This window comes from Sodalis sp. RH20 (assembly GCF_047324205.1).
Taxonomy (GTDB): Bacteria; Pseudomonadota; Gammaproteobacteria; order Enterobacterales; family Enterobacteriaceae; genus Acerihabitans.
The window spans coordinates 953,754-976,795 of sequence record NZ_CP178733.1; the positions used below are offsets into that span (position 1 = coordinate 953,754).

The 23,042-nt window shown below is 61.8% G+C and carries 20 protein-coding genes; 16 read left to right on the forward strand and 4 right to left on the reverse strand.

What is annotated here, in order from left to right; genetic code table 11:
• Positions 1 to 49: 49 nt before the first annotated feature.
• The 4 genes from ACL2XM_RS04435 (at position 50) to ACL2XM_RS04450 (ending at position 4,891) form a co-directional block, all read left to right on the forward strand.
• Entirely contained in the window at positions 50 to 1,000 is a 951-nt protein-coding gene (locus ACL2XM_RS04435; RefSeq protein WP_410014451.1) for a phosphoglycerate dehydrogenase, read from the forward strand.
• A gap of 99 nt (positions 1,001 to 1,099) precedes the next feature.
• Positions 1,100 to 2,422, forward strand: coding sequence for an MFS transporter (locus ACL2XM_RS04440; RefSeq protein ID WP_410014452.1), 1,323 nt, complete (start codon positions 1,100 to 1,102; stop codon positions 2,420 to 2,422).
• Positions 2,423 to 2,508: 86 nt separating this feature from the next.
• A complete protein-coding gene (locus ACL2XM_RS04445) occupies positions 2,509 to 3,825 on the forward strand; it encodes an MFS transporter (RefSeq protein WP_410014453.1) in 1,317 nt (438 codons plus the stop codon).
• Between the two features lie 10 nt (positions 3,826 to 3,835).
• The gene (locus tag ACL2XM_RS04450; protein WP_413732469.1) at positions 3,836 to 4,891 is read left to right on the forward strand and encodes a cyclase family protein; all 1,056 of its coding nucleotides are present in this window, start codon (positions 3,836 to 3,838) and stop codon (positions 4,889 to 4,891) included.
• Between the two features lie 76 nt (positions 4,892 to 4,967).
• On the opposite strand, the gene ACL2XM_RS04455 is transcribed toward ACL2XM_RS04450, so the two are convergent.
• The gene (locus ACL2XM_RS04455) at positions 4,968 to 5,939 is read right to left on the reverse strand and encodes a GntR family transcriptional regulator (protein WP_410014455.1); all 972 of its coding nucleotides are present in this window, start codon (positions 5,937 to 5,939) and stop codon (positions 4,968 to 4,970) included.
• 280 nt (positions 5,940 to 6,219) lie between these two features.
• Between ACL2XM_RS04455 and ACL2XM_RS04460 the strand changes: the two genes are divergently transcribed.
• The 6 genes from ACL2XM_RS04460 to ACL2XM_RS04485 all read left to right on the forward strand — a co-directional run bounded on the left by ACL2XM_RS04460 (position 6,220) and on the right by ACL2XM_RS04485 (position 12,507).
• Positions 6,220 to 7,074: a fumarylacetoacetate hydrolase family protein gene (locus ACL2XM_RS04460; RefSeq protein WP_413723195.1), complete on the forward strand. Its 855-nt coding sequence runs from the start codon at positions 6,220 to 6,222 to the stop codon at positions 7,072 to 7,074.
• On the forward strand, positions 7,071 to 8,282 hold the full coding sequence (locus ACL2XM_RS04465) for an alpha-hydroxy acid oxidase (RefSeq protein WP_410014457.1): 1,212 nt from the start codon (positions 7,071 to 7,073) through the stop codon (positions 8,280 to 8,282). Before ACL2XM_RS04460 ends, ACL2XM_RS04465 begins: the two co-directional genes overlap by 4 nt.
• Before the next feature lie 33 nt (positions 8,283 to 8,315).
• Positions 8,316 to 9,080: an acetoacetate decarboxylase family protein gene (locus ACL2XM_RS04470; protein ID WP_410014458.1), complete on the forward strand. Its 765-nt coding sequence runs from the start codon at positions 8,316 to 8,318 to the stop codon at positions 9,078 to 9,080.
• Positions 9,081 to 9,094: 14 nt separating this feature from the next.
• Positions 9,095 to 9,847, forward strand: coding sequence for an SDR family NAD(P)-dependent oxidoreductase (locus ACL2XM_RS04475; protein ID WP_413732470.1), 753 nt, complete (start codon positions 9,095 to 9,097; stop codon positions 9,845 to 9,847).
• Between the two features lie 26 nt (positions 9,848 to 9,873).
• Positions 9,874 to 11,184: an MFS transporter gene (locus ACL2XM_RS04480; RefSeq protein WP_410014460.1), complete on the forward strand. Its 1,311-nt coding sequence runs from the start codon at positions 9,874 to 9,876 to the stop codon at positions 11,182 to 11,184.
• Between the two features lie 192 nt (positions 11,185 to 11,376).
• Positions 11,377 to 12,507, forward strand: a complete 1,131-nt coding sequence (locus ACL2XM_RS04485) for a M20 family metallopeptidase (protein WP_413732472.1) — start codon at positions 11,377 to 11,379, stop codon at positions 12,505 to 12,507.
• A 42-nt stretch (positions 12,508 to 12,549) separates the two neighbouring features.
• Here the strand turns inward: ACL2XM_RS04485 and ACL2XM_RS04490 are convergent, their stop codons facing one another.
• A complete protein-coding gene (locus ACL2XM_RS04490) occupies positions 12,550 to 13,119 on the reverse strand; it encodes a DJ-1/PfpI family protein (protein ID WP_410014462.1) in 570 nt (189 codons plus the stop codon).
• A gap of 333 nt (positions 13,120 to 13,452) precedes the next feature.
• Here ACL2XM_RS04490 and uxaC point away from each other — a divergent pair, with 333 nt between their 5' ends.
• Together uxaC and ACL2XM_RS04500 are read left to right on the forward strand one after the other, a co-directional pair.
• Positions 13,453 to 14,856: a glucuronate isomerase gene (uxaC, locus tag ACL2XM_RS04495; protein WP_413732474.1), complete on the forward strand. Its 1,404-nt coding sequence runs from the start codon at positions 13,453 to 13,455 to the stop codon at positions 14,854 to 14,856.
• Positions 14,857 to 14,992: 136 nt separating this feature from the next.
• Positions 14,993 to 16,528: an MFS transporter gene (locus ACL2XM_RS04500; protein ID WP_413723193.1), complete on the forward strand. Its 1,536-nt coding sequence runs from the start codon at positions 14,993 to 14,995 to the stop codon at positions 16,526 to 16,528.
• A 118-nt stretch (positions 16,529 to 16,646) separates the two neighbouring features.
• Here the strand turns inward: ACL2XM_RS04500 and ACL2XM_RS04505 are convergent, their stop codons facing one another.
• Positions 16,647 to 17,333 (reverse strand): GntR family transcriptional regulator, encoded by a 687-nt coding sequence (locus ACL2XM_RS04505; RefSeq protein WP_410014465.1) that lies wholly within the window; start codon positions 17,331 to 17,333, stop codon positions 16,647 to 16,649.
• 430 nt (positions 17,334 to 17,763) lie between these two features.
• Between ACL2XM_RS04505 and ACL2XM_RS04510 the strand changes: the two genes are divergently transcribed.
• Entirely contained in the window at positions 17,764 to 18,579 is an 816-nt protein-coding gene (locus ACL2XM_RS04510) for an aldo/keto reductase (protein ID WP_413732475.1), read from the forward strand.
• Positions 18,580 to 18,685: 106 nt separating this feature from the next.
• On the opposite strand, the gene ACL2XM_RS04515 is transcribed toward ACL2XM_RS04510, so the two are convergent.
• Positions 18,686 to 19,612, reverse strand: a complete 927-nt coding sequence (locus tag ACL2XM_RS04515) for an MBL fold metallo-hydrolase (RefSeq protein WP_413732476.1) — start codon at positions 19,610 to 19,612, stop codon at positions 18,686 to 18,688.
• A 188-nt stretch (positions 19,613 to 19,800) separates the two neighbouring features.
• On the opposite strand from ACL2XM_RS04515, the gene ACL2XM_RS04520 reads away from it, so the two are divergent.
• From ACL2XM_RS04520 to ACL2XM_RS04530, 3 genes are read left to right on the forward strand one after another with little or no spacing between them, the layout of a single operon-like run.
• On the forward strand, positions 19,801 to 20,343 hold the full coding sequence (locus ACL2XM_RS04520) for a winged helix-turn-helix transcriptional regulator (protein ID WP_413723189.1): 543 nt from the start codon (positions 19,801 to 19,803) through the stop codon (positions 20,341 to 20,343).
• Positions 20,344 to 20,355: 12 nt separating this feature from the next.
• The gene (locus tag ACL2XM_RS04525; RefSeq protein WP_410014469.1) at positions 20,356 to 21,438 is read left to right on the forward strand and encodes an HlyD family secretion protein; all 1,083 of its coding nucleotides are present in this window, start codon (positions 20,356 to 20,358) and stop codon (positions 21,436 to 21,438) included.
• A 53-nt stretch (positions 21,439 to 21,491) separates the two neighbouring features.
• A complete protein-coding gene (locus ACL2XM_RS04530) occupies positions 21,492 to 23,033 on the forward strand; it encodes a DHA2 family efflux MFS transporter permease subunit (protein ID WP_413733189.1) in 1,542 nt (513 codons plus the stop codon).
• Positions 23,034 to 23,042 lie beyond the last annotated feature (9 nt).

The following is a 23,042-nucleotide window of genomic DNA, read 5'->3' on the forward strand; positions in this document are numbered from 1 at the left end:
TGGCGGCGCGGCACCCGGGTGCCGCCTTGTGACCTACCAGGACGCTACGATGAAAGTGATCTGCACCTCGCCCTCGTTTGCCAAATACGATGCTTCCCCCATCGACCGGCTGCAAGCACAGGGTTTTGAACTGATAATGTTACCCGCGGACGCGCCCCTTGCCGCCCTTGAGCCGCATCTGGCGGACACGGTGGCGATGATCGTCGCCTTTACCGAGGTCAACGCCGCGTTGCTCGACGCGGCGCCCGGCCTGAAGATCGTCTGCAAACATGGCGTCGGCGTCGATAATATCGATCTGGACGCCACGCGCGCGCGCGGCATTTACGTCACCAACGTACCCGACGCCAATAAGCATGCCGTCGCCGACTTTGCCTTTTCCCTGATGCTGAGCGGCGCGCGCCAGGTGACGCAGGCGGTGGCCGGCACGCGCGCGGGCGATTGGCCGCGTATTTTTGCCACCGACGTCTACGGCAAGACCTTAGGCATTGTCGGCCTGGGCAATATCGGCAAGCAGGTGGCCCTGCGGGCGCGGGGATTCGCTATGCGCGTGCTGGCGTTTGATTTTTACCCGGACGAACGTTTTGCCGCCGAACACGGCGTCGAATTCGTCACGCTGGACAGGCTGACCGCCGAAAGCGATTTTATTACCCTGCATACGCCGCTGACCGATGAGACGCGCAATTTATTCGACGCGGCGCGCATCAAGCGCATGAAGTCCTCGGCGTTCCTGATCAACGTGGCGCGCGGCGGCGTGGTTAACGAACAGGACTTGTATGCGGCGCTCAGCGACGGGGTCATCGCCGGCGCGGCCGCCGATGTGTTTACCCAGGAGCCGCTGGCCGCCCATCCGCTGTTTACGCTGGCTAATTTCCTGCCGACATCCCATATCGCCGGCTATACCGACGGCGCCATCAGCGCCATCGGCGAACGCTGCGTACAGCAGATTATCCAGTGCGTCTGCCAGCATGAGCGGCCGGTGAATATCATGAACGCGCTATAACGGCGTCGAAAAATAACGGGCGCGGCCGCCGCCTGGTATGCAATGCCGGATAATACGTTATCCGGCGACTTAAACCTCTCCTCTACAGGCTCGTTGACGATGAATACAATAGCTGCTAAATCGCGCATTCGCTGGTGGGTCGCCGGACTGATGTGGCTGGCCATTGCCATTAACTATATTGATCGCACCGTACTCTCCGCCGCCGCACCGCACCTGATCAAAGAACTCAGCCTGAACGCGGAAATGATGGGCTTTATCATGGCCGCGTTTTTCTGGTCCTATTCGCTGCTGCAAATTCCGGCCGGCTGGTTTGCCGACCGCTTCGGCCAGAAAAAGGGGCTCGGCCTGGCGGTGGCCTGGTGGTCCATCGCCACCTCGGTCATGGGGCTGGCCACCGGGTTTAAATCCCTGCTGGCGCTGCGCCTGGCATTGGGCGTCGGCGAGGCCGCGGCGTATCCCAGCAACGCCGGCATTACCGCGCGCTGGTTCCCCGACACGGAACGCGCCACCGTCTCCGGCCTGTTCGACAGCGCCTCGAAGTTCGGCGGCGCCGTGGCCATGCCGCTTATCGTATGGATGATTTATATGGTGGACTGGCGGCTGACGTTTATGATCATCGGCGGCATCGGCATACTGTGGGTGATCGCCTGGTATTTCATCTATACCGAAAACCCGGCGGATCATAAACGCATCAGCGCGCAGGAAGTCAGCTATATCCTGGACGGACAGGTGCAGAAACACGGCGACAAATCCGTGCTGCCGATGCGGTGGTACAAGCTGCTGCGCTATCGCAATATCTGGGCCATGTGCCTGGGCTTTTTCACCATAAACTATACCTCCTATTTCTTTATCACCTGGCTGCCGACCTATCTGGTGCAGGAAAAGGGCATGGATTTTATCAAGATGGGCATGGTGGCCGCGCTGCCGCTGATCTGCGGCATGGTGATTGAAGTGGTCGCCGGCTGGGCCTCGGATCGCGTGGTGGAGAGCGGGCGCCTGTCATTGACCGCCACGCGCAAGCTGTTCCTGACAGTCGGCCTGCTGATGGCGCTGTGCATCGGTTTCGCCCCGTTTACGGATTCCATTTTCATGACCGTGCTGCTGCTGTGCGTGGCGAAATCCGGCACCACCGTCGCGGCTTCGCAGGTCTGGGCGCTGCCCGGCGATGTGGCGCCGAAAAACAGCGTCTCCATCGTCGCCGGCCTGCAAAATACCGTCTCCAACCTCGGGGGCGCCATCGGTCCCATCGTGACCGGCGCCATTGTGGCGGCCACCGGCTCGTTTACCTTTGCGCTGGTGTTCTCCGCCGGGCTGGTGGTGCTCGGCATTATCAACTACTTGTTCCTGATGGGGAAGGTGGAGCCCATCGTCGAGGACGCCCCGGCGGGCAAACGGCCGGTGTCCCTGCGCAGCCGTGCCTAGCCTGCCGCACATCATCGCGCCGGCGGCGGCCGGGCGATGATGTGTGTTCGGATACCTGCCGTTAACCATCATGTTATGGAGGCTTTATGTCGCTTGATTCCAATAACAGCGCGGCTATGCCCGAGACCGTCGTTAACGCGAGGGCTATGGGAAAAATGCGCTTTCTTATTCTCACCGTACTGTCCGTCGGCATCGCGATCAATTATATCGATCGCGCCGCCATGAGCGTGGCGATGCCGTTTATGTCGGAGGAATTGCATTTATCCAGCACCGACAGCGGCCTGCTGTTGTCCGCCTTTTTCTGGAGCTATGTGTTATTTCAACTGCCCGGCGGCTGGCTGGTGGATAAGTGGGGACCGCGGGTAACCTTCGCCATCAGCAGCCTGGGCTGGGGCCTGGCTACCGCCGCCTGCGGCCTGGCGCACGGCATCGGCGCCCTGGTGGGGTTCCGTTTTGTGCTCGGCGCCGTCGAGGCCCCCAGCTATCCCGCCAGCGCGGCGACCGTCACCCGCTGGTTTCCGCGCCAGGAGCGCAGTTTTGCCGCCGCCACCTTTAATAACGGCAGCAAAATCGGCGGCACCCTGGCTATCCCGTTGATCTCGTTCCTGATAGCCGGGGTGGGCTGGCGCATGACCTTTGTCATTTCCGGCCTGGTGGCCGTCATCTGGGCGGCAGGCTGGTACCTGTGGTATCGCGACCCCCGCCAGCACGGCACGGTGTCGCGGGAGGAGGTGGCGTTTATCGAGGCCAACCAGGAGCAGGCCACCGGCGCGCCGATGAGCGTGCGCCAGCTCATGGCGCAGCGTACCGTGCAGGCCATGATGGCCGGCTTTTTCTGTATCAACTTTGTTTCCTATTTCTTTTTTACCTGGTTTCCCACCTATCTGGTGGAAACCTTCCATCTTTCGCTGATGAAGTTCGGCCTGCTGGGCATGTTGCCCGGTATCGCCGCCATTGTCGGCGGCTGGTGCGGGGGGCTGCTATCGGACAGCCTGGTAAGGCGCGGCGTTTCGCTGTCGGTGGCGCGTAAAATTCCGCTGGTGGGCGGTATGCTGGGCAGCTCGGTGATTGGCCTGGCCGCTTTTTCACCTACCGTCACCCTGGCGCTGTCCGCGCTCTGCTTCGCCAACTTTGCCGCGACCTTCGCCTCGGCGGCGCTATGGGCGCTGCCCTCGGACGTGGCCCCCAACCGCGCCAATGTCGCCACCATCGGCGGCATCCAGAATATGGCGGCCAATCTCGCCGGCATTATTTCACCGATACTGATAGGCGTGCTGATGCAGTTTACCCATTCTTTTGTGATTCCCCTGGTGCTGGCGGGGATCGTGGGGCTGTTCGGCGCGTTGATTTATGCCGTGTGGCTGCCCAGGGTCGAGCCGATGCGCTTAACCCCGCAGGCGTAAGGAGAGGACGATGAGCGAACAAACGCGCTGGACCCGGCGTCCGGAATACGCCACCTGGGGCGATTTTGGCCCCGACGATCAGTTGGGCCGGCTTAATTTGCTGACGCCTGAGAAAGTGCGCGAGGGCGTGGCCGAGGTAAAAACCGGTCGCACCTTTTGCCTGAGCCTGCCGCTGGATCTGCCCGGCGGCACGGCGATGAATCCCAGGCGGCCGCCGCCCAGGCTTGACGCCACGCGGCGCGGCGAGCATCCCAACATGACCTATCCGCTGTCGCGCGATGACGCCCGCCTGACCGATATTATCTGCGACGACAGCGTGACGCTGGCGCTGCAATATTCCACGCAGTGGGACAGCCTGGCGCATATGGGCCAATGGTTCGACGTGCGCGGCGACGGCACGCCCGAAATGGTGTTCTATAACGGCTACCGCGCCGGTGTGGATATCATCGGCGAGCGTGATTTCCGGCCCGGCTGCGGCTGCGGCTGCGGCCAGGGCGGCCACCAGGGCGCAAAGCGGCTGGGTATTGAAAATATGGCGCGGCATGGCGTCCAGGGCCGGGCGGTGATGATCGACATCAAAAAGCATTTCGGCATCCGGCGCTTTGCCTTTGGCTATGCGCAGCTGCAACAGATCCTGGCGGCGGACAATATCGTCATCCGGCCCGGGGATATGGTGTGTTTCCGTACCGGTATGGATGAGGCTATATTTGCCATGGGCGGCGCCCCGGACGCGGATTATCTCGCACATCATTTTGCCGGCCTGGACGGCGGCGATCCGGCGCTGCGCCAATGGGTTGCAGAATGCGGCGTGGTAGCGTTAATTGCCGACAATCCGGCCGTGGAAATATTGCCGGCGCGCCCGTTGCACCAGGATTTTTATCCCTCGCATCCCCTGCACGATCTGTGCCTGTTCCGGCTGGGCGTTTACCTGGGCGAGCTGTGGCATTTAAGCGAACTCGCCGATTGGCTTTGCGCCCATCAACGCCACGCGTTCTTGCTGACAGCGCCGCCATTGCGGCTGCCGGGCGCGGTAGGCTCGCCCGTCACGCCGGTTGCCACGGTGTAGGCCGTGATAAAAAGAGGTCCCCGTACCGACGTCCCGGCGACGCGGCCGGGAGGTCAGCGAAAAAGGGGCCCGGACGTCACAGCGGCACCAGATAGGCGGGAATTTGCACCTTGGGCAGCCCGAAAGCGCTGCTGAACCGCTGCAGCCAGCGTTCATCCGCACGCTGGAGATGGCGGCACAGGGTATCCGCCGCCCCCTGATGGTCATGGGCCAGCAGCAGATCGTAGATGTGCAGGTGCTCGTGCAGGGCATCCTCGATTAACGATAGCGGGATTTGCAGCACCGGATCAAATAAATAGCGGGTGGGAACAAATAAAATCCGCGTGCGCGCCAGCGTCTGCAGGATCTCTTTATTGGGGCAATACGACAATAAAATGTCGTGCAAATCGTTTTCGACCACATCCATGTTAAACCCGTCGCGCGGAAAGCCGCCCAGCGATTGTTTTACCCGGTTGCGCGCCTGCTCCATATGAAGCCTTGGCGCCCGGGGCGCGGCCTGCAGTAGGGCCGGCGGCTCGAGCAGCCAGCGGATTTCGTAGAGATGATGCGTTCGTTCCGGCGTCACCTGGGGCGCAATCCAGCGGCCGGGCGCGTCTTTGCTGACCAGCCCGACGCTGTGCATCCGGGCCAGCACATCCCTTACCACCGTGCGGCTAACGTTAAAATGTTCCGCCACGCGTTCTTCGATAATACGCACGGACGTGAAAATAATACTGGCGCACAGCGCCTGTTCCAGCTGGCCGTACATGCTTTCCCAGCGCGCTACGGCCGGGATTTTGATCATATCCAGATTGGCATGGTGCGCCACGCCGTCCGTCGCGCGCGCGCCGGCCACTTCATAACCGCGTCCCTCGACTTCCTGGATAAGCTGTTGCTCGCAGAGTCTTTTCAGCGCATGGCGCGCCGGGGAACGGCTGATGCCGAACGCCTTGGCCACATGCACCTCCAGCAGTCTTTCGCCCGGAGAGAGCCGGCCGTCGTCGATCATGGATTTCAACAGCTGATAGGCGCGATGCTGAATAGAGTGTTTGTCCGTAGATTCCGACATAGCTTAATCATTTCAATGAGTACCTGTTTATCAGCATATCACAATCAAATCGCCGCCATCGGCTAGCGGCATCGTTTTTCATTATGCCGTCCCAACGCATCAAACTCCTTACGTGATCGTTCTCACATCCAGGGCATAAAAAGTGACGAATTTATCATTTCGTTTACTTTTTTTTGACATGTTGATGCATTTCGCCTTAAGTAAATGTGTTTTGTATGCAAAGTACATATTAATGCCTGCGCCGTCGCCAGCCGGTGATGGCCGGGCAAGGGGAAGACGGATGAAGATATTTCGGTGGGGAGACGCCGGGCGGGAACGGCCCGGCATGATTGACCGTCAGGGAGAGCGGCGCGATCTGGGCGGCGTAATCGACGACTGGCGCGGGGCCGCGCTTTCCTCCGGCCAGCTGCGGCGGCTGCACGGCCTGGATGCGCGCACATTGCCGCGGGTTCCGGCGCAGGCGCGTTTGGGGCCCTGTATCGCCGGGGTGGGTAAAATCATTTGCGTCGGACTGAATTATCGCGACCACGCCCGGGAGGCCGGGATGGCGTTGCCCACCGAGCCTATCCTGTTTTTAAAAGCGGCCAGCGCCATCACCGGTCCTTTTGACGCCATCGAAATTCCTCCCGGGGCGGCCAAGGTCGACTGGGAAGTGGAGCTGGGGATTGTTATCGGCCAGGACGGACGTTACCTGGAGCCGGGGCGGGTGATGGAACACGTGGCGGGCTACTGCCTGTTCAACGATGTGTCGGAGCGCGCCTATCAGCTGGAGCGCGGCGGCCAGTGGGATAAAGGCAAATGCGCCGATACTTTTGCGCCCCTCGGGCCGTATCTGGTGACGCCGGATGAGATTACCGACGTGCAGGATCTCCCGCTGTGGCTGGAGGTGGACGGCGTGCGCCGCCAAGACGGCTCCACCCGCGATATGATTTTCGGCGTGGCGGAACTGCTGGCCTATGTCAGCCGGTTTATGAGCCTGCAGGCGGGGGATATTATCGCCACCGGCACCCCGGCGGGCGTGGGCATGGGATTACGGCCGCCGGTCTATCTGGCGCCCGGCCAGCGGGTAAGGGCGGGCATTGGCGGGCTGGGCGAGCAGGATAATCCCGTCGTCGCGGCCGGGGCGGGCTTATGAAGCCGGTCATCACCTGCGTGGACGATCTCCGCCGCCTGGCACGGCGGCGCGTGCCGGGATTATTTTACGATTATGTCGACAGCGGATCCTGGACCGAGTCCACCTACCGCGCCAATAGCCTCGATCTGGCGCGGCTGCATTTCCGCCAGCAGGTCGGGCGCAATGTCGCCGATATCAGTACCCGCGCCACCATTTTGGGTCAGCCGGCCGCGCTGCCGCTGGCGCTGGCGCCCGCCGGCCTGACCGGCATGATCTGGCCGGATGGCGAAATTCTGGCCGCCCGCGCGGCGGCGGCGGCCGGCGTTCCCTACACCCTGTCCACCGTCAGCATCTGCAGCATCGAGGATCTGGCCGCCCGGCTCGCGCAGCCGTTCTGGCTACAGCTGTATATGATGAAGGATCGGGGGTTTATCGCCGATCTGATCGCCCGCGCCCGCGCGGCAAGCTGTTCCGCCCTGGTGCTGACGCTGGATTTGCCGATCCAGGGGCAGCGCCATAAGGATATCCGCAACGGCCTGTCGGTGCCGCCGGCGCTGACCGCGTCCGGCATCCTGTCCATGCTGTCGCGCCCGCGCTGGTGCGCCGCCATGCTCAGAACGCCGCGCCGGACGTTCGGCAATATCGTCGGCCATGCGCGGGGAGTCACCGATACCCTGGGTTTTGCCGAGTGGGTCAGCCGTCAGTTCGACCGTACCGTTACCTGGGACGATATCGACTGGGTGAAGCAGCGCTGGGGCGGCAGGCTGATTGTTAAAGGCATCATGGACGCCGGCGACGCCCGCCGGGCGTTCGGCGCCGGCGCCGACGCCATTGTCGTTTCCAACCACGGCGGCAGGCAACTGGACGGCGCGCCGTCCAGCATCAGCGCGCTGCGGGCGATTGCCGACAGCGTCGGGGATGCCGGCGAAATCATCATGGACGGCGGCATCCGCAGCGGCCAGGACATGCTGCGCGCCCTGGCATTGGGGGCGGACAGCGTGATGATCGGACGCGCTTTTCTGTACGGTCTCGGCGCCCTGGGCGAGCAGGGCGTGGCCCTGTGCCTTGACATACTGCGCAAGGAGCTGGAAGCGACCATGGCGCTGTGCGGCGTCACCGCCCTCGAGCAGCTTGGTCCGGACGCCATTGTCGATTATCCCTGGCCTGCCGTCGCCTCCGCGCCGGCGCCGCGTACCCCCGCGCTTCGGTCCATCGCCGAGGCGCCCTGAACATCAACCCTGGATCCTGGAAAGGAGTGTTATATGTTTGGCGATTACAAAATGCATCCCGACAGCGGCGTCAATCCTCCCTACGCGCCGGCCTACCCCGTGGAATGGGAATGTCCGCTGCGCACGCTGGAAGTGGTGACCCGGGTCGAACGGCGCAAGGTAGAGGCGTTGCTGCGCGATACCCCTTTCGAACTGGTCAACGACCGGGTGGCGTTCCGCTTTATGCTTTCGCCCGGCCATACCCTGGCACTACACAGCGGGGAAATGTTTGATTTGATGGTCACGGTGCCGGTGCGTTACCAGTCGTTGTTTACCCAAACCCATATCTTCATGTATTGCAGCGACCCGATGGGCATCTGCGCCGGCCGCGAGCTGTTCGGCTACACCAAAAAGGATACCCACTACGCCTTCCGTGAAACCGACGACGGCCGAATCAGCGGCTGGGTGCGGCGGCGCAACGTGCCGCTGGCGGATTTCCATTTTACTCCCGACGCCGCGGCGCCGCTGGTGCTGCTCACCGACGAGGCGGAACAGCCGGCGGGCGAAATCCATGTGCGCCGCCTGCCCGATCCGGAAAAACCGGCCACCGCCTATGCCGATGTGGTCTATCGCCGCACGCCGCTGCGCTATTCGGCGCCGGTACGCGGCCATATCGACTGGACATTGCACGCCAGCCCGTTTGATCCCATCGCGGCGCTGGAGCCTGAGGTGCTGAGCGCGCATTTCATGACCTCGGATGTGTATGGCGGCGGGTTCGCCGTGGAAGATCGCCGCCTGCTGGCGCGTCTTTATCCCTGATCGCGGAGAGCACCATGATGACAGAACCGGTGGCGATTATTACCGGCGCGGGCGGCGGCATCGGCCGCGCGGTGGCGTTAACCCTGGCGCGGCAGAGATGGCGCCTGGTGCTGGCGGAACAGGAGGCGCAGGCGCTTGAGGCGTGCCGGCGCGCGTGCGCGTCGCTCGGCGCCGAAACGACGGCTGTGGCCGGCGATATCGGCAGCGAGCGCGATGTGGCGGCGCTGGCCGGCGCCGCCGCCCGTCTCTACGGCGGATGCCAGGGGTTTGTCAGCTGCGCGGGCATGGCGGGCGCCGTGCGGGAGATAAGCGACTACCCCGGCGACATGTTTCGCCAGGTGCTGGCGGTAAATACCTGCGGCACCTTTTATTGCCTGAAGTACGCGTTGCCGCTGCTGCGCCGGCAGGGCGGCAGTTTCGTGGCCATCGCCTCCACGTCGGCGATACGCGGCCGTGCCAACATGGCCGGTTATGTCGCCAGTAAACACGCGGTGCTGGGCCTGGTCAGGAGCAGCGCGCTGGAATGCGTCGGCAGCCAAGTGCGGGTCAACGCCGTACTGCCCGGTCCCACGCAAACCGCCATGATCGAGGCCATCGATCGCATGGCGGCCGAACAGGCGCCGGGCGGCGGCATCAAACGGGCGACGACGGCGCCGTACGGCACCCCCGACGATGTGGCGCAGATGGTGTCGTTTTTACTGTCACCGGCGTCCAGTCATATTAACGGCGCGTCGCTGGTCGTAGACGGCGGCGGCACCGTGGCCTGATCCCATCCCCCTGGAGGAGATGCACCATGAGTTCAAAAATTATCACGGCGCAGTATGCGCCGCGGGTGACCGCGCAGCATAAACGGGCGCTGGTCGCCGCCTGCATCGGTAATTTCATCGAGTATTTTGACTTTGTGATTTACGGCTATTTCGCCTCGGTGATCGCCCGGCTGTTTTTCCCGGCGGAAAACCAGGCCGCCAGCCTGCTGCTCACCTTTGCGGTGTTTGCCATCAGCTACGCCTCCCGTCCCCTGGGCGGTATTATCTTCGGCCATCTGGGCGATCGCTACGGCCGCAAAATACCGCTGTCGATTGCGATTATGCTGATAGCCGGCTCCACCACGGTCATCGGTTTAATGCCGACCTACGACACCATCGGCCTGGCCGCGCCGGTGATCCTGACGCTGGCCCGCTTGATCCAGGGAATCTCGGTGGGCGGCGAATACGGCGGCGCCACGTCGTTTATTTCCGAATACGCGCCGCCGCACCGGCGGGGGTTATATACCGGCTGGCAAACCTTCACCATCGGCCTGGCGCTGCTGGCCGGCGGCGGGGTGGCGACGGCGCTGACCGCCCTGCTGTCCGCCGAAGACCTGCATGCCTGGGGCTGGCGCCTGCCGTTCCTGGCGGGGCTGCCCCTGGGGTTCGTCGGGCTTTATCTGCGCCTGAAGCTGGAGGAAACGCCGCATTTCGCCAAGGTGAAAAAATCCGCCGGGGTGGAAAAAGCCCCGCTGCTGACGGGATTACGCCAGGAATGGCGCGCCATCCTGATCGGCATGGGGCTGATCGCGGCGCCTTCCGCCTGTATTTATATCTATTATATTTATTCGCCCACCTATCTGTCGGTGGTGCTGGGGTTCTCCCTGGCGCAGGCGCAGCGCGCCAATCTGTACAGTCTGGCGTTCTATTGCTGCCTGCTGCCCGGGTTCGCCTGGCTGAGCGATATCATCGGCCGGCGCCCGCTGATGATCGCCAGTTCGCTGGCCATTGCGCTGGTCACTTATCCGGCGTTTCATCTGCTTAACGCCGGCAATTTTAACCAGACGGTGCTGGGGCTGTGCCTGATGAGCCTGGCGTTTGCCCCGCATTCGGCCACCGCGCTCTGCGCCATGGCGGAAATCATGCCTACCCGCATCCGCTATACCGGGCTGTCCGTCAGCCTGAATATTCCCGTCACTCTGCTGGGGGGTACCGCGCCTTTTATCGCCACCTGGCTGGTGAGCGCCACCGGGGATTTGCAGTCGCCCGCCTGGTTTGTCATCGCCGCCGCCGGCGCGTCGCTCATCGCCGCGCTGGCCTATGGCGAAACCCTGCGCAGCGGCCTGCGCCATCATTAGCCCTGGAGAAGAGGACGATAAAACCCAGCGGCAAAGCCGTACGGGTCAGCGGCGGCGGTCTTGGCCATGCCGTCGCCGCCATCGCGCGGGCGCTTGCGCCGTTCTCACTCACACCGGTATGGAAATGTGATGCAGAGTACGTTATAGATATCCGTCATCACCCACCCGCTCTCCCGGACAGGAAACCGACCCATGCCAACTCCCTATGACTACCTGCAACGACACGCTTGCGAACTCCTTGGCGATATCAAGCGCCTGGTACAGGCGCAGTCGCCGTCGTTAAATAAAACCGCGGTGGACCGGTGCGGCGCGGTGCTGCAAAGCATGGCGGTCGAGCGCCTGGGCGCGGACGCGCAGGTATACCGGCAGGAGACGCTGGGCGATCACCTGTCCTTTTCCGTCGGCGAGGGGCCCGGGCTGACCTGCATTCTCGGCCACTTCGATACCGTGTGGGAACTCGACGAACTGGAGATGGCTGAACGGGACGGCAAGCTTTTCGGTCCCGGCGTGCTGGATATGAAAGCGGGACTGGTCCAGGCGATCTGGGCGGTGCGCGCCTTGCAACAATGCGGCTTGCTGCACGGCCAACGGGTCGTCTTTATATGCCCGTCGGATGAGGAGCTGGGCAGCCCCAGCTCGCGTCAATGGATAGAGCGGCAGGCGGCCGGCGCCGATCGCGTGCTGGTGGCGGAACCAGCCGTCGCCCATACCCATGAGGCGAAAATCGCCCGCAAGGGCGTGGGCCGCTTTGATATCAGAATTACCGGACGCGCCGCCCATGCCGGCAATAATCCGGAGGAGGGCGTCAGCGCCATCCAGGAAATGGCGCATCAAATCCTGTATCTGCACAGCCTGAACGCGCCGCAGATGGGCACCACGGTTAACGTCGGGGCGGCGCAGGGCGGCGGCAAAATCAACGTGGTGGCCGACCAGGCCTACCTTGGCGTGGATTTGCGCGTCACGCATATGGCGGAGGCGGAACGCCTGCTGGCGGCGATTCACGGCATCAGCGCGACACTGCCGGGGATCAGCATCGAGATAACCGGCGGCATGTCCAGGCCGCCGATGGAACAAACGCCGCAAAACATGGCCTTGTTTAGCCAGGCGCAACGCGCCGCGCAACGGCTGGGCGTCGCGCTGGCGGGCAAGGCGGTGGGCGGCGGCAGCGACGGCAATTTCACCTCCGCGCTGGGCATCGCCACCCTTGACGGCCTGGGCGCCACCGGGGCCGGCATCCATGCCCGCCATGAACATATCATTATCGCCGATATCCCGCTGCGGGCCGCGCTGCTGGCCGAAATTATCCGCGGAGAAATCGACTGAGGCGCGGCCGGCATGGCGCCGGTAGCGCCTCAGTGGCTAGGGCTAGCGACCGAGCAGCTCGACGAATTTTGCCAGCCATTGCGGGTGGGCGGGCCAGGCCGGCGCGGTGACCAGGTTATCGTCCACCCAGGCCTGATCGACGCCGATATCGGCATACTGGCCGCCCCCCAGGCGAATCTCGGGCGCGCAGGCCGGGTAGGCGCTGCAGGTGCGGCCCTTCAGCACGCCGGCCGCCGCCAGGATCTGCGGTCCGTGGCATACGGCGGCAATGGGTTTATCGGCGGCGTCAAATTCCTGCACCAAGGCGATCACCGCGGGATTGAGCCGCAGATATTCCGGCGCCCGGCCGCCCGGGATCACCAGGGCGTCATAGTCCTGCGCCCGCGCGGCGGCAAAATCGGCGTTAAGCACAAAGCGATGGCCCGGTTTCTCGCTATAGGTCTGCGCGCCGTCAAAATCATGGATCGCGGTCAGCACGTATTCGCCCTTGCCTTTATCGGGGCAGACGGCGTCCACGCGATGGCCCAGCATCTGCAATGCCTGGAACGGCACCATGGCTTCATAATCTTCGACGTAATCGCCGACCAGCAGCAAAATCTTTTTTGTGGTCATGATGAAAACTCCCTGGAGAGGTGGAGGAGAAAGGCACAAGATTCAGCCCATGTCAGCGCAGGGCCAGCCGGGCATTCACTGCCCTGATGACGCTATTTTAGCTTAAAAAGCGCCTGAATAATGGCATTTGGCTAACAAAACAGTCCCGGGACGGCCTGCGCCGCAGCGCCGGCGGGGGCTTATCGTAATGCGCGCGCTAAGAGAGGTTTTGTCATAACCGGCGCCGCGATAGGGATATTTTGCCGCCTGCCCAAGAAGTGTGACTGCGTTCAAAACACCGTGTTGAACCATCTAGTATGGTAGTGCGCATTGTTTATCATCAGCAGGTGTGAAATGGCATTTATCGACCGGGATTTTTTGTTAAAGAGCGATTGCGCGCGCGAGCTTTATCATCAGGTCGCCGCGCTTGCGCCTATTATCGACTACCACTGCCATCTTGATCCCCGGGTTATCGCCGAGGATCGTCCTTTTGCCAACCTGACCGAACTCTGGCTGGCCGGGGATCATTATAAATGGCGCGCCATGCGCGCCAACGGCATACCCGAGGAATTCATTACCGGCAACGCCTGTGCGATGGAAAAATTCCAGGCCTGGGCGCAGACCGTCGAGGCTTGTGTCGGCAATCCGCTCTACCACTGGACCCATCTGGAGCTTAAATTCTATTTCGGTATCACCGAGCCCCTGAACGGTCAAAACTGGCGGGGCGTTTGGGATCGGGTCAATCCGCTATTGCAACAGCCATCGTTTTCACCGCGCGGATTGATACGTCAATCCAATGTCGAGGTCATTTGTACCACCGATGCCCCGACCGATTCCCTGGAATACCATCAGGCGTTGCGCGATGACGCGGATTTTGCCACCCGGGTGCTGCCGACGTTCAGGCCCGACGAGGCGCTGGAGGCCGACGGCGACGTCTTCCGGCGCTTTATCGCCCGTCTTGAGCAACTCAACGGCGCCGCCATTCACCGTTTTGACGACTACCTGGCGGCGCTGGATGCCCGCGTCGGCTATTTCCACCAGCATGGCGGCAGGCTTTCCGATCACGGCCTGACGCGTATTGCCTATTTACCGTCCACGCCAATGGAACAGGAAGCGCTGTTCCAGCGGAAAAGGGCGGGCGACGCGCTCGCGGGCGACGACCAGGTCCGTTACCAATCCGCGGTGCTGCTGGCGCTGGCCGGCTTTTACGCCAAACGCGGCTGGACCATGCAGATCCATTTTGGCGCGCTGCGTAATGCCAATACCCGCATGTTCCAGCAGCTCGGCGCGAATGTCGGTTACGATTCCATTTGCGATCAGTCCGACATCGCGCCGCATCTTAACCGGTTGTTCGACGCCATGGCGCAACGGGACGCCCTGCCGAAAATCATCGTTTATAACCTGGATCCGTCGCTCAATGACGTGGTGGCCTCCACGCTGGCCAATTTCCAAACCGGGGACGGGGTTAAATCGAACATGCAGTTCGGCGCCGGCTGGTGGTTTAACGATACCCGGCGCGGCATGATCCGCCAGCTGACCACGCTGGCCGACCACGGGTTGTTAATGAATTTTGTCGGTATGCTTACCGACTCGCGCAGCTTTATTTCCTACACCCGGCATGATTATTTTCGCCGCATTTTATGTGATCTGATTGGCGAGTGGGTCACGGCGGGACATATTCCCGCCGACCAGGCCTTGCTGGAAAAACTTATCGGTAATATTTGTTATCAGAATGCCAAGGTTTATTTTGATTTTTAGCGATCGCTGTTATTGCATGAGTCAGATTTAATATTTGAGACATAATATTATTTTTGACTTTATCGTCATTTTTTAAATGCAGCGAATAATTATCTATTGTCTCGCCGCATAAAATTTAAAATAGAGGCTTAACGTTATGTCGAGGAAAGTCACAATACCTATCGGTATCGGCTATGGCCTTACCGATATCATGGGCGGGGGGGCGTTTACCGTTATCGGCGCCTGGCTGTTGTTCTACTATACGACCTTTGTCGGCCTGTCGCCGATACAGGCGGCGTCGATTGTGGGTATCGCGCGTATTGTCGATGCTATCGTCAGCCTGTTTATGGGAAGTTTTACCGACCATTTTTACAAAAACTATTTTGGTAAAAAATTTGGCCGCCGGCGCTTCTTTTTATTAATCGGTTCGCCGCTCATGCTGGTCTATGCCTTATTGTGGCTTAACGGCATGAATTATTGGTTTTATCTGTCGGTGTATTTATTGTTTGAAATCATTGCCGCGATGGTGCTGATCCCCTGGGAAACCCTGCCGTCGGAAATGACCAAGGACTTTAACCAGCGCACCAAATTATCGACCTGCCGCATGTTCCTCTCGGCGATGGGCACGTTCCTGGCAACCTTCATTCCGGGATTGTTGATTGGCCATTTCGGGGAAAACAACCCTACAGCCTATTTGGTTAACGGCCTGTTTTTTGCCGTGCTGTTCGCGGTATGCATCATGGTCTCGTATAGCGTGACCTGGGAGCGGGCGCTGACGCCGGCCATGCTGGCGGATCTGGATCGCGCCAAATCCACCGATAAACACAGCGTTGGCGATCAATTAAAGCGCTTTGGCCGGCTATGGATAGAGTATGGCTCGACGCTGAAAATACGCGCTTTTCGTAAACATATCGCCATTTACCTGCTGTCTTTTACCGCCAAGGATATCTTTAATACCGTCTTTGTCTTTTTCTGCGTGTATTGCCTGAGCGTCTCCGCCTCATTTGCCGCGGGCCTGCTTTCCCTGAGTATTATCGGCCTGCCGGTGACGTTATTGGCGGGCATGGCGATTATTAAATACGGTCCCTCCCGCCTGTATATTTGCGGCTATACCATTATGCTGGTTTGCCTGGGGGCGCTGCTTGCGGTGTACCTGAATAATCCGCCGGCCAAGGTCCTGATGCTTTACGCTATCGCCATCACCTACCAGATAGGACGCTGCCTGTTGGAATTTACCCCCTGGAATGTCTTTCCGTTTATTCCCGATATCGACGAGATGGTGACCAAAAAACGCCGCGAAGGGCTGTTTGCCGCGGTGATGACCTTTTCCCGCAAGACAAGTGTTGCCATCGCCACCTTTTTTGTCGGCGTGATTTTGCAGGAAGGGGGGTTTATTACCGGCAGCGCCGTGCAGTCCCCGCAGGCGGTAACGACCATCGCCATGCTGCTGTTTATCGGTACCGGCGGCCTGCTGGTGCTGGCGCTGTGCGTCGCGCTGACGTTCAGACTGAATAAACGCACCCATACCATTCTGGTGCAGGACATCGAGCGGCTTAAGAACAACGGCGATAAACGCCAGGTCGACCCGCGCACCCGGGCTGTCGTCGAAGACCTGACCGGCTATAGTTATGATAGGGTCTGGCCGGATACCGTGCCGGAAGTGGCGCCGGCGGCCGCGCCGGAGACGGCGTAAAGGGCTAATGCGCCGCGGCGGCCGGGCGGATTCCCGGCGCCGCGCGCCGCTGTTTCTCACTCCGCCATCCCCGCGGCCGGTAGCACCGGCCGCGTTCCGTACGCCCATGACGCGCTATTCAGTCATCCTCAAACCATTCGCCGTTGCGCTCGCTAATAGGCGTAATGGAGAAAATCATTTCCTGCAAATGGAGGCGCATCGCCTGTTCGGCGGCGTCGGCGTCTTTGGCTTTAATGGCGCGGAGAATATGATGATGCTGTTCGATAAGCCGGTCCGGCGGCGAGACTTCGCTTAAGGTCAGAAAACGCACCCGGTCCATCGCCGCCTTGATATTTTCCACCGTTTCCCAGGCCAGGGCGCAATCAATGCTGCCGGCGATAAGCCGGTGAAAATCATCATCAAGCCGCAGGAACTCAAAGCTATCGTTTTTTTGCGCCGAGCGCGATTGCAGCTCCAGATTATATTCCAGCCGCTCAAGATACTCCGGGCGGGCCTGCCTGGCGGCGCGGCGTACCACGGCGCTTTCCAGCGATTCACGGATAAAACGCCCGTCCTCAACCAGCCTGGCGGAGATTTTACGCACAAAGGTGCCGCGCTGGGGCAATACCTGGACCAGCCCGGTTTCCGCCAGTTTAATAAAAGCTTCGCGCACGGGTTGGCGCGAGACATTAAACCGCGCGGAGATTTCTTTTTCGGAAAGCAGCGAACCCGGCGGGATTATGCAGGTGACAATCTCCTGGCGCAGGAAACGGTAAATCTGCTGATTTACCGGCTGACCGGCATGGAGGATATGGGTGAGCGACATAGGATATTGACCGTTTTATCAAATAGCTTAGCTGAATATATTACAATTGCCGGTAAGTCTAAAGGGATGATGCACCCGCTATTGCCGTTATGTCGGCTGGCGCCGGCTTATAGTAATACGATAAGCTATAGCGGTAATAACGGCGGGCAAACAGTAGGGGGGATCGTGGGATGCAAAAACGGCTCGACCTGGGTATCGGCGGTCAATCTCTATCACCAGGCTACGCCGGGGCCTGCCGCGCCTTGCGGCGTGCGCCGTCTATCGCGCCCGGGCGGTATCCCGGCCAGGCGGGCTGACGATGGCGCCGTTATCCCGCCGCCGGCTCTTGCGCCTCGGCGCCGGATGGGCGGCCTGGAGCACCCTGGGCGCCAGGGTTTCATTCGGCGCGCCGCCGGTATCCCCGCGGCCGTCTGCGCCAGGAGCATCGCCTATGCCGACCCGTCCTATCCCTTCCTCGCGCGAAGCGCTGCCGGTTATCGGCCTTGGCACCTATCGCGGCTTTGATGTCGCGCCCGGCGACAGTCAGTATGCGCGGCTTCCCGCGGTGCTGGATGCGTTGTTTGCCGCCGGCGGCACGGTTATCGACAGTTCGCCCATGTACGGCCGGGCGGAGCGCACCACCGGCGAACTGCTGGGGGCGCGGCGGCTGCGGCCCCGGGCCTTTCTCGCCACCAAGGTATGGACCTCCGGACGCGAGGCCGGCATCCGGCAAATGGAGGCGTCGTTCCGTTTACTGCAAACCGATCGCATCGATCTGATGCAAATTCATAATCTGCTGGACTGGCAAACGCACCTGCCCACCCTGCGCGCGATGAAAGCGGCGGGACGCATTCGCTATATCGGCGTCACGCACTATACCCCTGCGGCGTACGATGCGCTGGAGAGCGTCATCAACGCCACGCCGCTGGATTTTTTGCAGATTAACTATGCCCTGGACGATCGCGCGGCCGAACAACGGCTGCTCCCCCTGGCGCGTGACAAAGGGGTGGCCGTTATCTGCAACACGCCGTTTGGCGGCGGCGGGCTGCTCAGGCGCCTGGGGGCGACGCCGCTGCCCGGCTGGGCCGCAGACGCCGGCGCCGTGTCCTGGGCGCAGCTGGCGCTGAAGTTCGTGCTCGCCAATTCCGCCGTCACCTGCGCCATACCGGGCACGGGCAATCCCAGGTACATGGCGGAAAACGCGGCGGCGGCGACCGGACCGGCGCTGACGCCGCGGCAGCGGCGCGAACTGATCGCCCTGGTCTGATGGCGGCGGGCAAACCGGCGTGACGTCCACCCGCGGCAGTCCAGCCGCGCGCCGCAGCCCCCTTGCCGCGAAAATCGCGGCGAACTCCTGCGCGGCTGATCCTCACTCAGCCAGGCTGTGGCCGGCAATCGGCGCCGGCCGCCTTCAGCACGCTGGCGATATTATGCCGGTGCACCGCCTCATAGGGCTCGAACCAGGCCACCGCGCCGGTCGCCAGCGAGGCGGCGGCAAACTCCACCAGCGGCAAAGCGGCTAATTCCGGGTGTGCCGGCAGCCGGAGCAGCTGTTCCACATACCGCTGCGTGGCGGCGATCAGGTCGCGCGGGTAGCTGCCGGCGGCAATCATCTCTAAGCGGCCGTGGTTCGGCAGGATCCGCTGGAAATCCCACTGCCCGAGGCGGGCCAGCTCGCGCAGGTGTATCGCGAGCCGTCCGGGTTCGGCGACATAGGTCAGGGTATCCTCCAGCGTGTCGCCGGCCAACAGCAGCCCCAGCGAAGGGATGCGCACCACCAGGCCGTCCGCGCTGTGGATATCGTACTGGCGCAGCTCCAGGGAGAGGGCGCCGACGGTCAGGTCCAGGCTATCGGTAAAGGTGGTGGTGGGCAGGACCAGCGGCGTAATGGGTGGGGCGCCGTTTTCCAGCTCTTCGCGGTGTTCGATCAGCAATTGCCGGGTCAGGTCGCAGGCGATGATTTCGCAATCGGCGAACGCCGCGTTGCCCGCGACATGATCGGTATGCCAATGGCTCATGATCACCCTGATGGCGGTGACGCCCTCTTCTTCCAGGATGGCGCGGATCGCCGCGGCGTGATCGAGCGTCATGTGGGTATCGTACACCACCGCCTCGTGGCCCGCGATGATGGCGTAGGTGGCGGTGCCGAGAGAGAAGGCGCCGTCATCGAGCCAGTTAGCTTGCGCGCCGTAAAGTCTCTTATGGGGGATGCGCCCGTCGTAAAAGGCCATGATCCCGGGCCAGGGGCGGCAGACGCGCAGGGTGGCGGCTTGGGAAACGCTATGCTGATGATCTGACATGCAACACCTGCCTTGATTGAGAATGCCGCGCCGGCGGCCGGTCAAAAACCCTACGCGCGGCATGCGGCGCGAGAGTGCCCGCTTTGACTATACCCTATGGGCCTTTTTTTAGGCATACACTTGCATAATGATAGTCACTGGCGGTATGCTACTTTCAACTTGATAGTTACCAGCCGGAGCGCCCGCCCATGACCAAGACCGATTTCAGCGCCATGCCCTGTCCCATCGCCCGCAGCCTGGGACGGGTAGGGGAATGGTGGAGCATGCTGATCCTGCGCGACGCCTTCTACGGCCTGACGCGGTTTTATGAATTCGAGGCCAGTCTGAAGATCGCCCCCAATATGCTGACGCGCCGGTTAACCGAACTGGTGGAAAACGGCCTGCTGGAGCGCAGGCAGTACAGCGATAAGCCTCCCCGCCACGAATATCACCTGACTGAGGCCGGACGCGATTTCCAGCCGGTATTATGGGCGTTGCTGGCCTGGGGCAACGCCCATTTCGCCCCCGAAGGCATCGCGACACAGCTGGTCAACCGGGAAACTAACGTGCCGGCGCAGCCGATACTGGTGGATGCCGTAACCGGTGAAAAAATGACCGACGCGGCCTATCGGGTAGGCCCGGGACCGATGGCCAGCGAGCAAATGCGCTACCGCATGGCATTTTTGCAGCTAAAAGAAACGACCGGGGATGACAACCTGCGTTTTAACCCGCCCGCTAAAAAATGTGCTTAACAGGATAGCCCGATGAACACGCCTCTCAGCGCAAGCGACGCGCCGCCGCGCGGCATGAAAAAAAGCCGCGTCCTGATGCTTATGGCCTTGACGGCCGGCGCGGCGATACTTACCGGTTACGGCTATTTTTGGTGGACTCAAAGCCGCTTTATGCAGACCACCGACGATGCGTATATCGGCGGCGACATCACCACCATCAGCGCCAAAGTGGCGGGATATGTCGCAAGCGTCGAGGTCACCGATAACCAGGCGGTGCATGCCGGCGATGTGCTGGTGCGCCTTGACGATCGGGATTACCGGGCCGAACTGGCGAAAACGGAAAGCGAAATCGCCGCGCAGCAGGCCGCGCTGGTCAATCTGGCCTCGACGCGCAGTTTAAAGGAAGCGCTGATCGAGCAGGCCAAGGCCGCCATCGCCGGTTACGACGCGCAAACGGAACGCACCCGCCATGACCTGGATCGCTACCAAAAACTGCAGATGTCCGCCGCCGTCTCCGTGCAAAGCCTGCAAAAAGCCGAGGCCGACTACCGGCAGGCGGTGGCCGATGGCCAGCAGGCCCGCGCGGCGCTCCTGGCGGCACAGCGTCAGTTGGCGGTCACCGATAGCGAAAAAGGCCAGATCAAGGCCGCGCTGGATCAGGCCGTTGCCGGGCGCGATCTCGCGCGGCTTAATGTGGAGTACAGCCAGATCCGCGCGCCGATTAACGGCGTGGTGGGCAACCGGCGGGCCAGGTTGGGCGCCTGGGCCGGCGCCGGCAGCCAGCTGTTGGTCATTATCCCGGCCACGGGCTTGTGGGTGGACGCCAATTTTAAAGAAGATCAGCTGGCGGATATGCGGCCGGGACAGCGCGCCACGGTGCGGGCCGATATCCAGCCCGGGCGGGTGTTCCACGGTACGGTCAGCAGCCTGGCGCCGGCGACCGGCGCGCAGTTCAGCGTGCTGCCGACGGAAAACGCCACCGGCAATTTCACCAAAATCGTCCAGCGCGTCCCGGTGCGCATCAATCTTGATCGCGACGACGGCACGCTGGGCCTGCTGCGCCCGGGGCTGTCGGTAACCGCCGCCATCGACAGCCGCGAAGCGGAACGCCCGTGAGCGCCGCCGCCGCGCCGGCCGCGCATTCATCGGTGGCGGCCCTGCCGGCCGGCATGACGCTGCCCACCCGTATCTTCGCCTTTGCCACCATGTGCGTCGGCATGTTCATCGCCTTGCTGGATATACAAATTGTCTCGGCGTCGTTAAAGGATATCGGCGGCGGCCTGTCGGCGGGCACCGATGAAACCGTCTGGGTCCAGACCGCCTATCTGATCGCCGAGATCATCGTCATACCGCTTTCGGGCTGGCTGGCGCATGTGATGTCGACCCGCTGGCTGTTCTGCGTTTCCGCCATTGGCTTTACCTTATCGAGCCTGCTGTGCGGCTGGGCGTGGAATATCCAGAGCATGATCCTGTTCCGGGCGATGCAGGGTTTTCTCGGCGGTTCGATGATCCCGCTGGTGTTTACCACCGCCTTTATCTTTTTTGCCGGGCCGCAGCGGGTGTTCGCCGCCGCCACCGTCGGCGGCATCGCGTCGCTGGCGCCGACGCTTGGGCCGACGGTGGGCGGCTGGATTACCGAAAACTATTCCTGGCACTGGCTCTTTTTTATCAATTTAGTGCCGGGGATTTTTGTTGCCGTCGCCGTGCCGCTTATGGTCAGGATTGACCGCGCCAACCTGGCGCTGTTGCGCGGCGCCGATTACCTTGGCATTGTGCTGCTGGCGCTCTGCCTGGGCTGCCTTGAGTACACTTTGGAGGAGGGGCCGCGCTGGGATTGGTTTGGTGATGGCGTTATCCTGGCCACCGCCTGGATTTCCGCCGTGGCGGGCGTATTGTTTCTCTGGCGCTCGCTAACCTTTGCCCGGCCGATTGTCGATCTGCGCGCGTTAAAAGAGCGCAACTTCGCCCTTGGCTGTTTTTTCTCCTTTATCACCGGCGTCGGCATCTTCGCCACTATCTACCTGACGCCGCTGTTCCTCGGCCAGGTCCGGGGATTCAGCGCGCTGCAGATCGGTATGGCGGTATTTTCCACCGGCATCTTCCAGGTCTTGTCCATTCCGGTTTATTCCTTTTTTGCCAACCGTATCGATCTGCGCTGGCTGCTGATGTTCGGCCTTGCCTGCTTTGCTTTCTCCATGTGGAATTTTATGCCGATTACCCATGACTGGGGGGCGCGGGAACTGCTGATACCCCAGGCGTTCCGCGGCATGGCGCAGCAGTTTTCCGTCGCCCCGGTCGTCACGCTGACCCTGGGCAGCCTGGCGCCGGAACGACTGAAAATGGCCTCGGGGCTCTTCAACCTGATGCGCAACCTGGGCGGCGCCATCGGCATTGCCTGGTGCGCGACGTTGCTCAACGATCGCACCAACCTGCATTATTCCCGCCTGGCGGAATCCCTGACGGCGTCCAACGAGGCGATGAACGCCATGCTGGATACGCTGGCCGGGCAATTTACCCGGCTCGGCTACGATCCGTCCGCCGCCGCTGCCGCCGCGTTGCGCCAGCTGTGGTCGCTGGCTTACCGCGAGGCGCGCACGTTAACCTTCAGCGATACGTTTATGGCGATCATGTGGTGCTTTATCATCGCCACCGCCATGGTGCCGCTGATGAAGAACATAACCAAGCCGGCGGCGGCGCCCCCGGCGCATTGACCGCGGCAA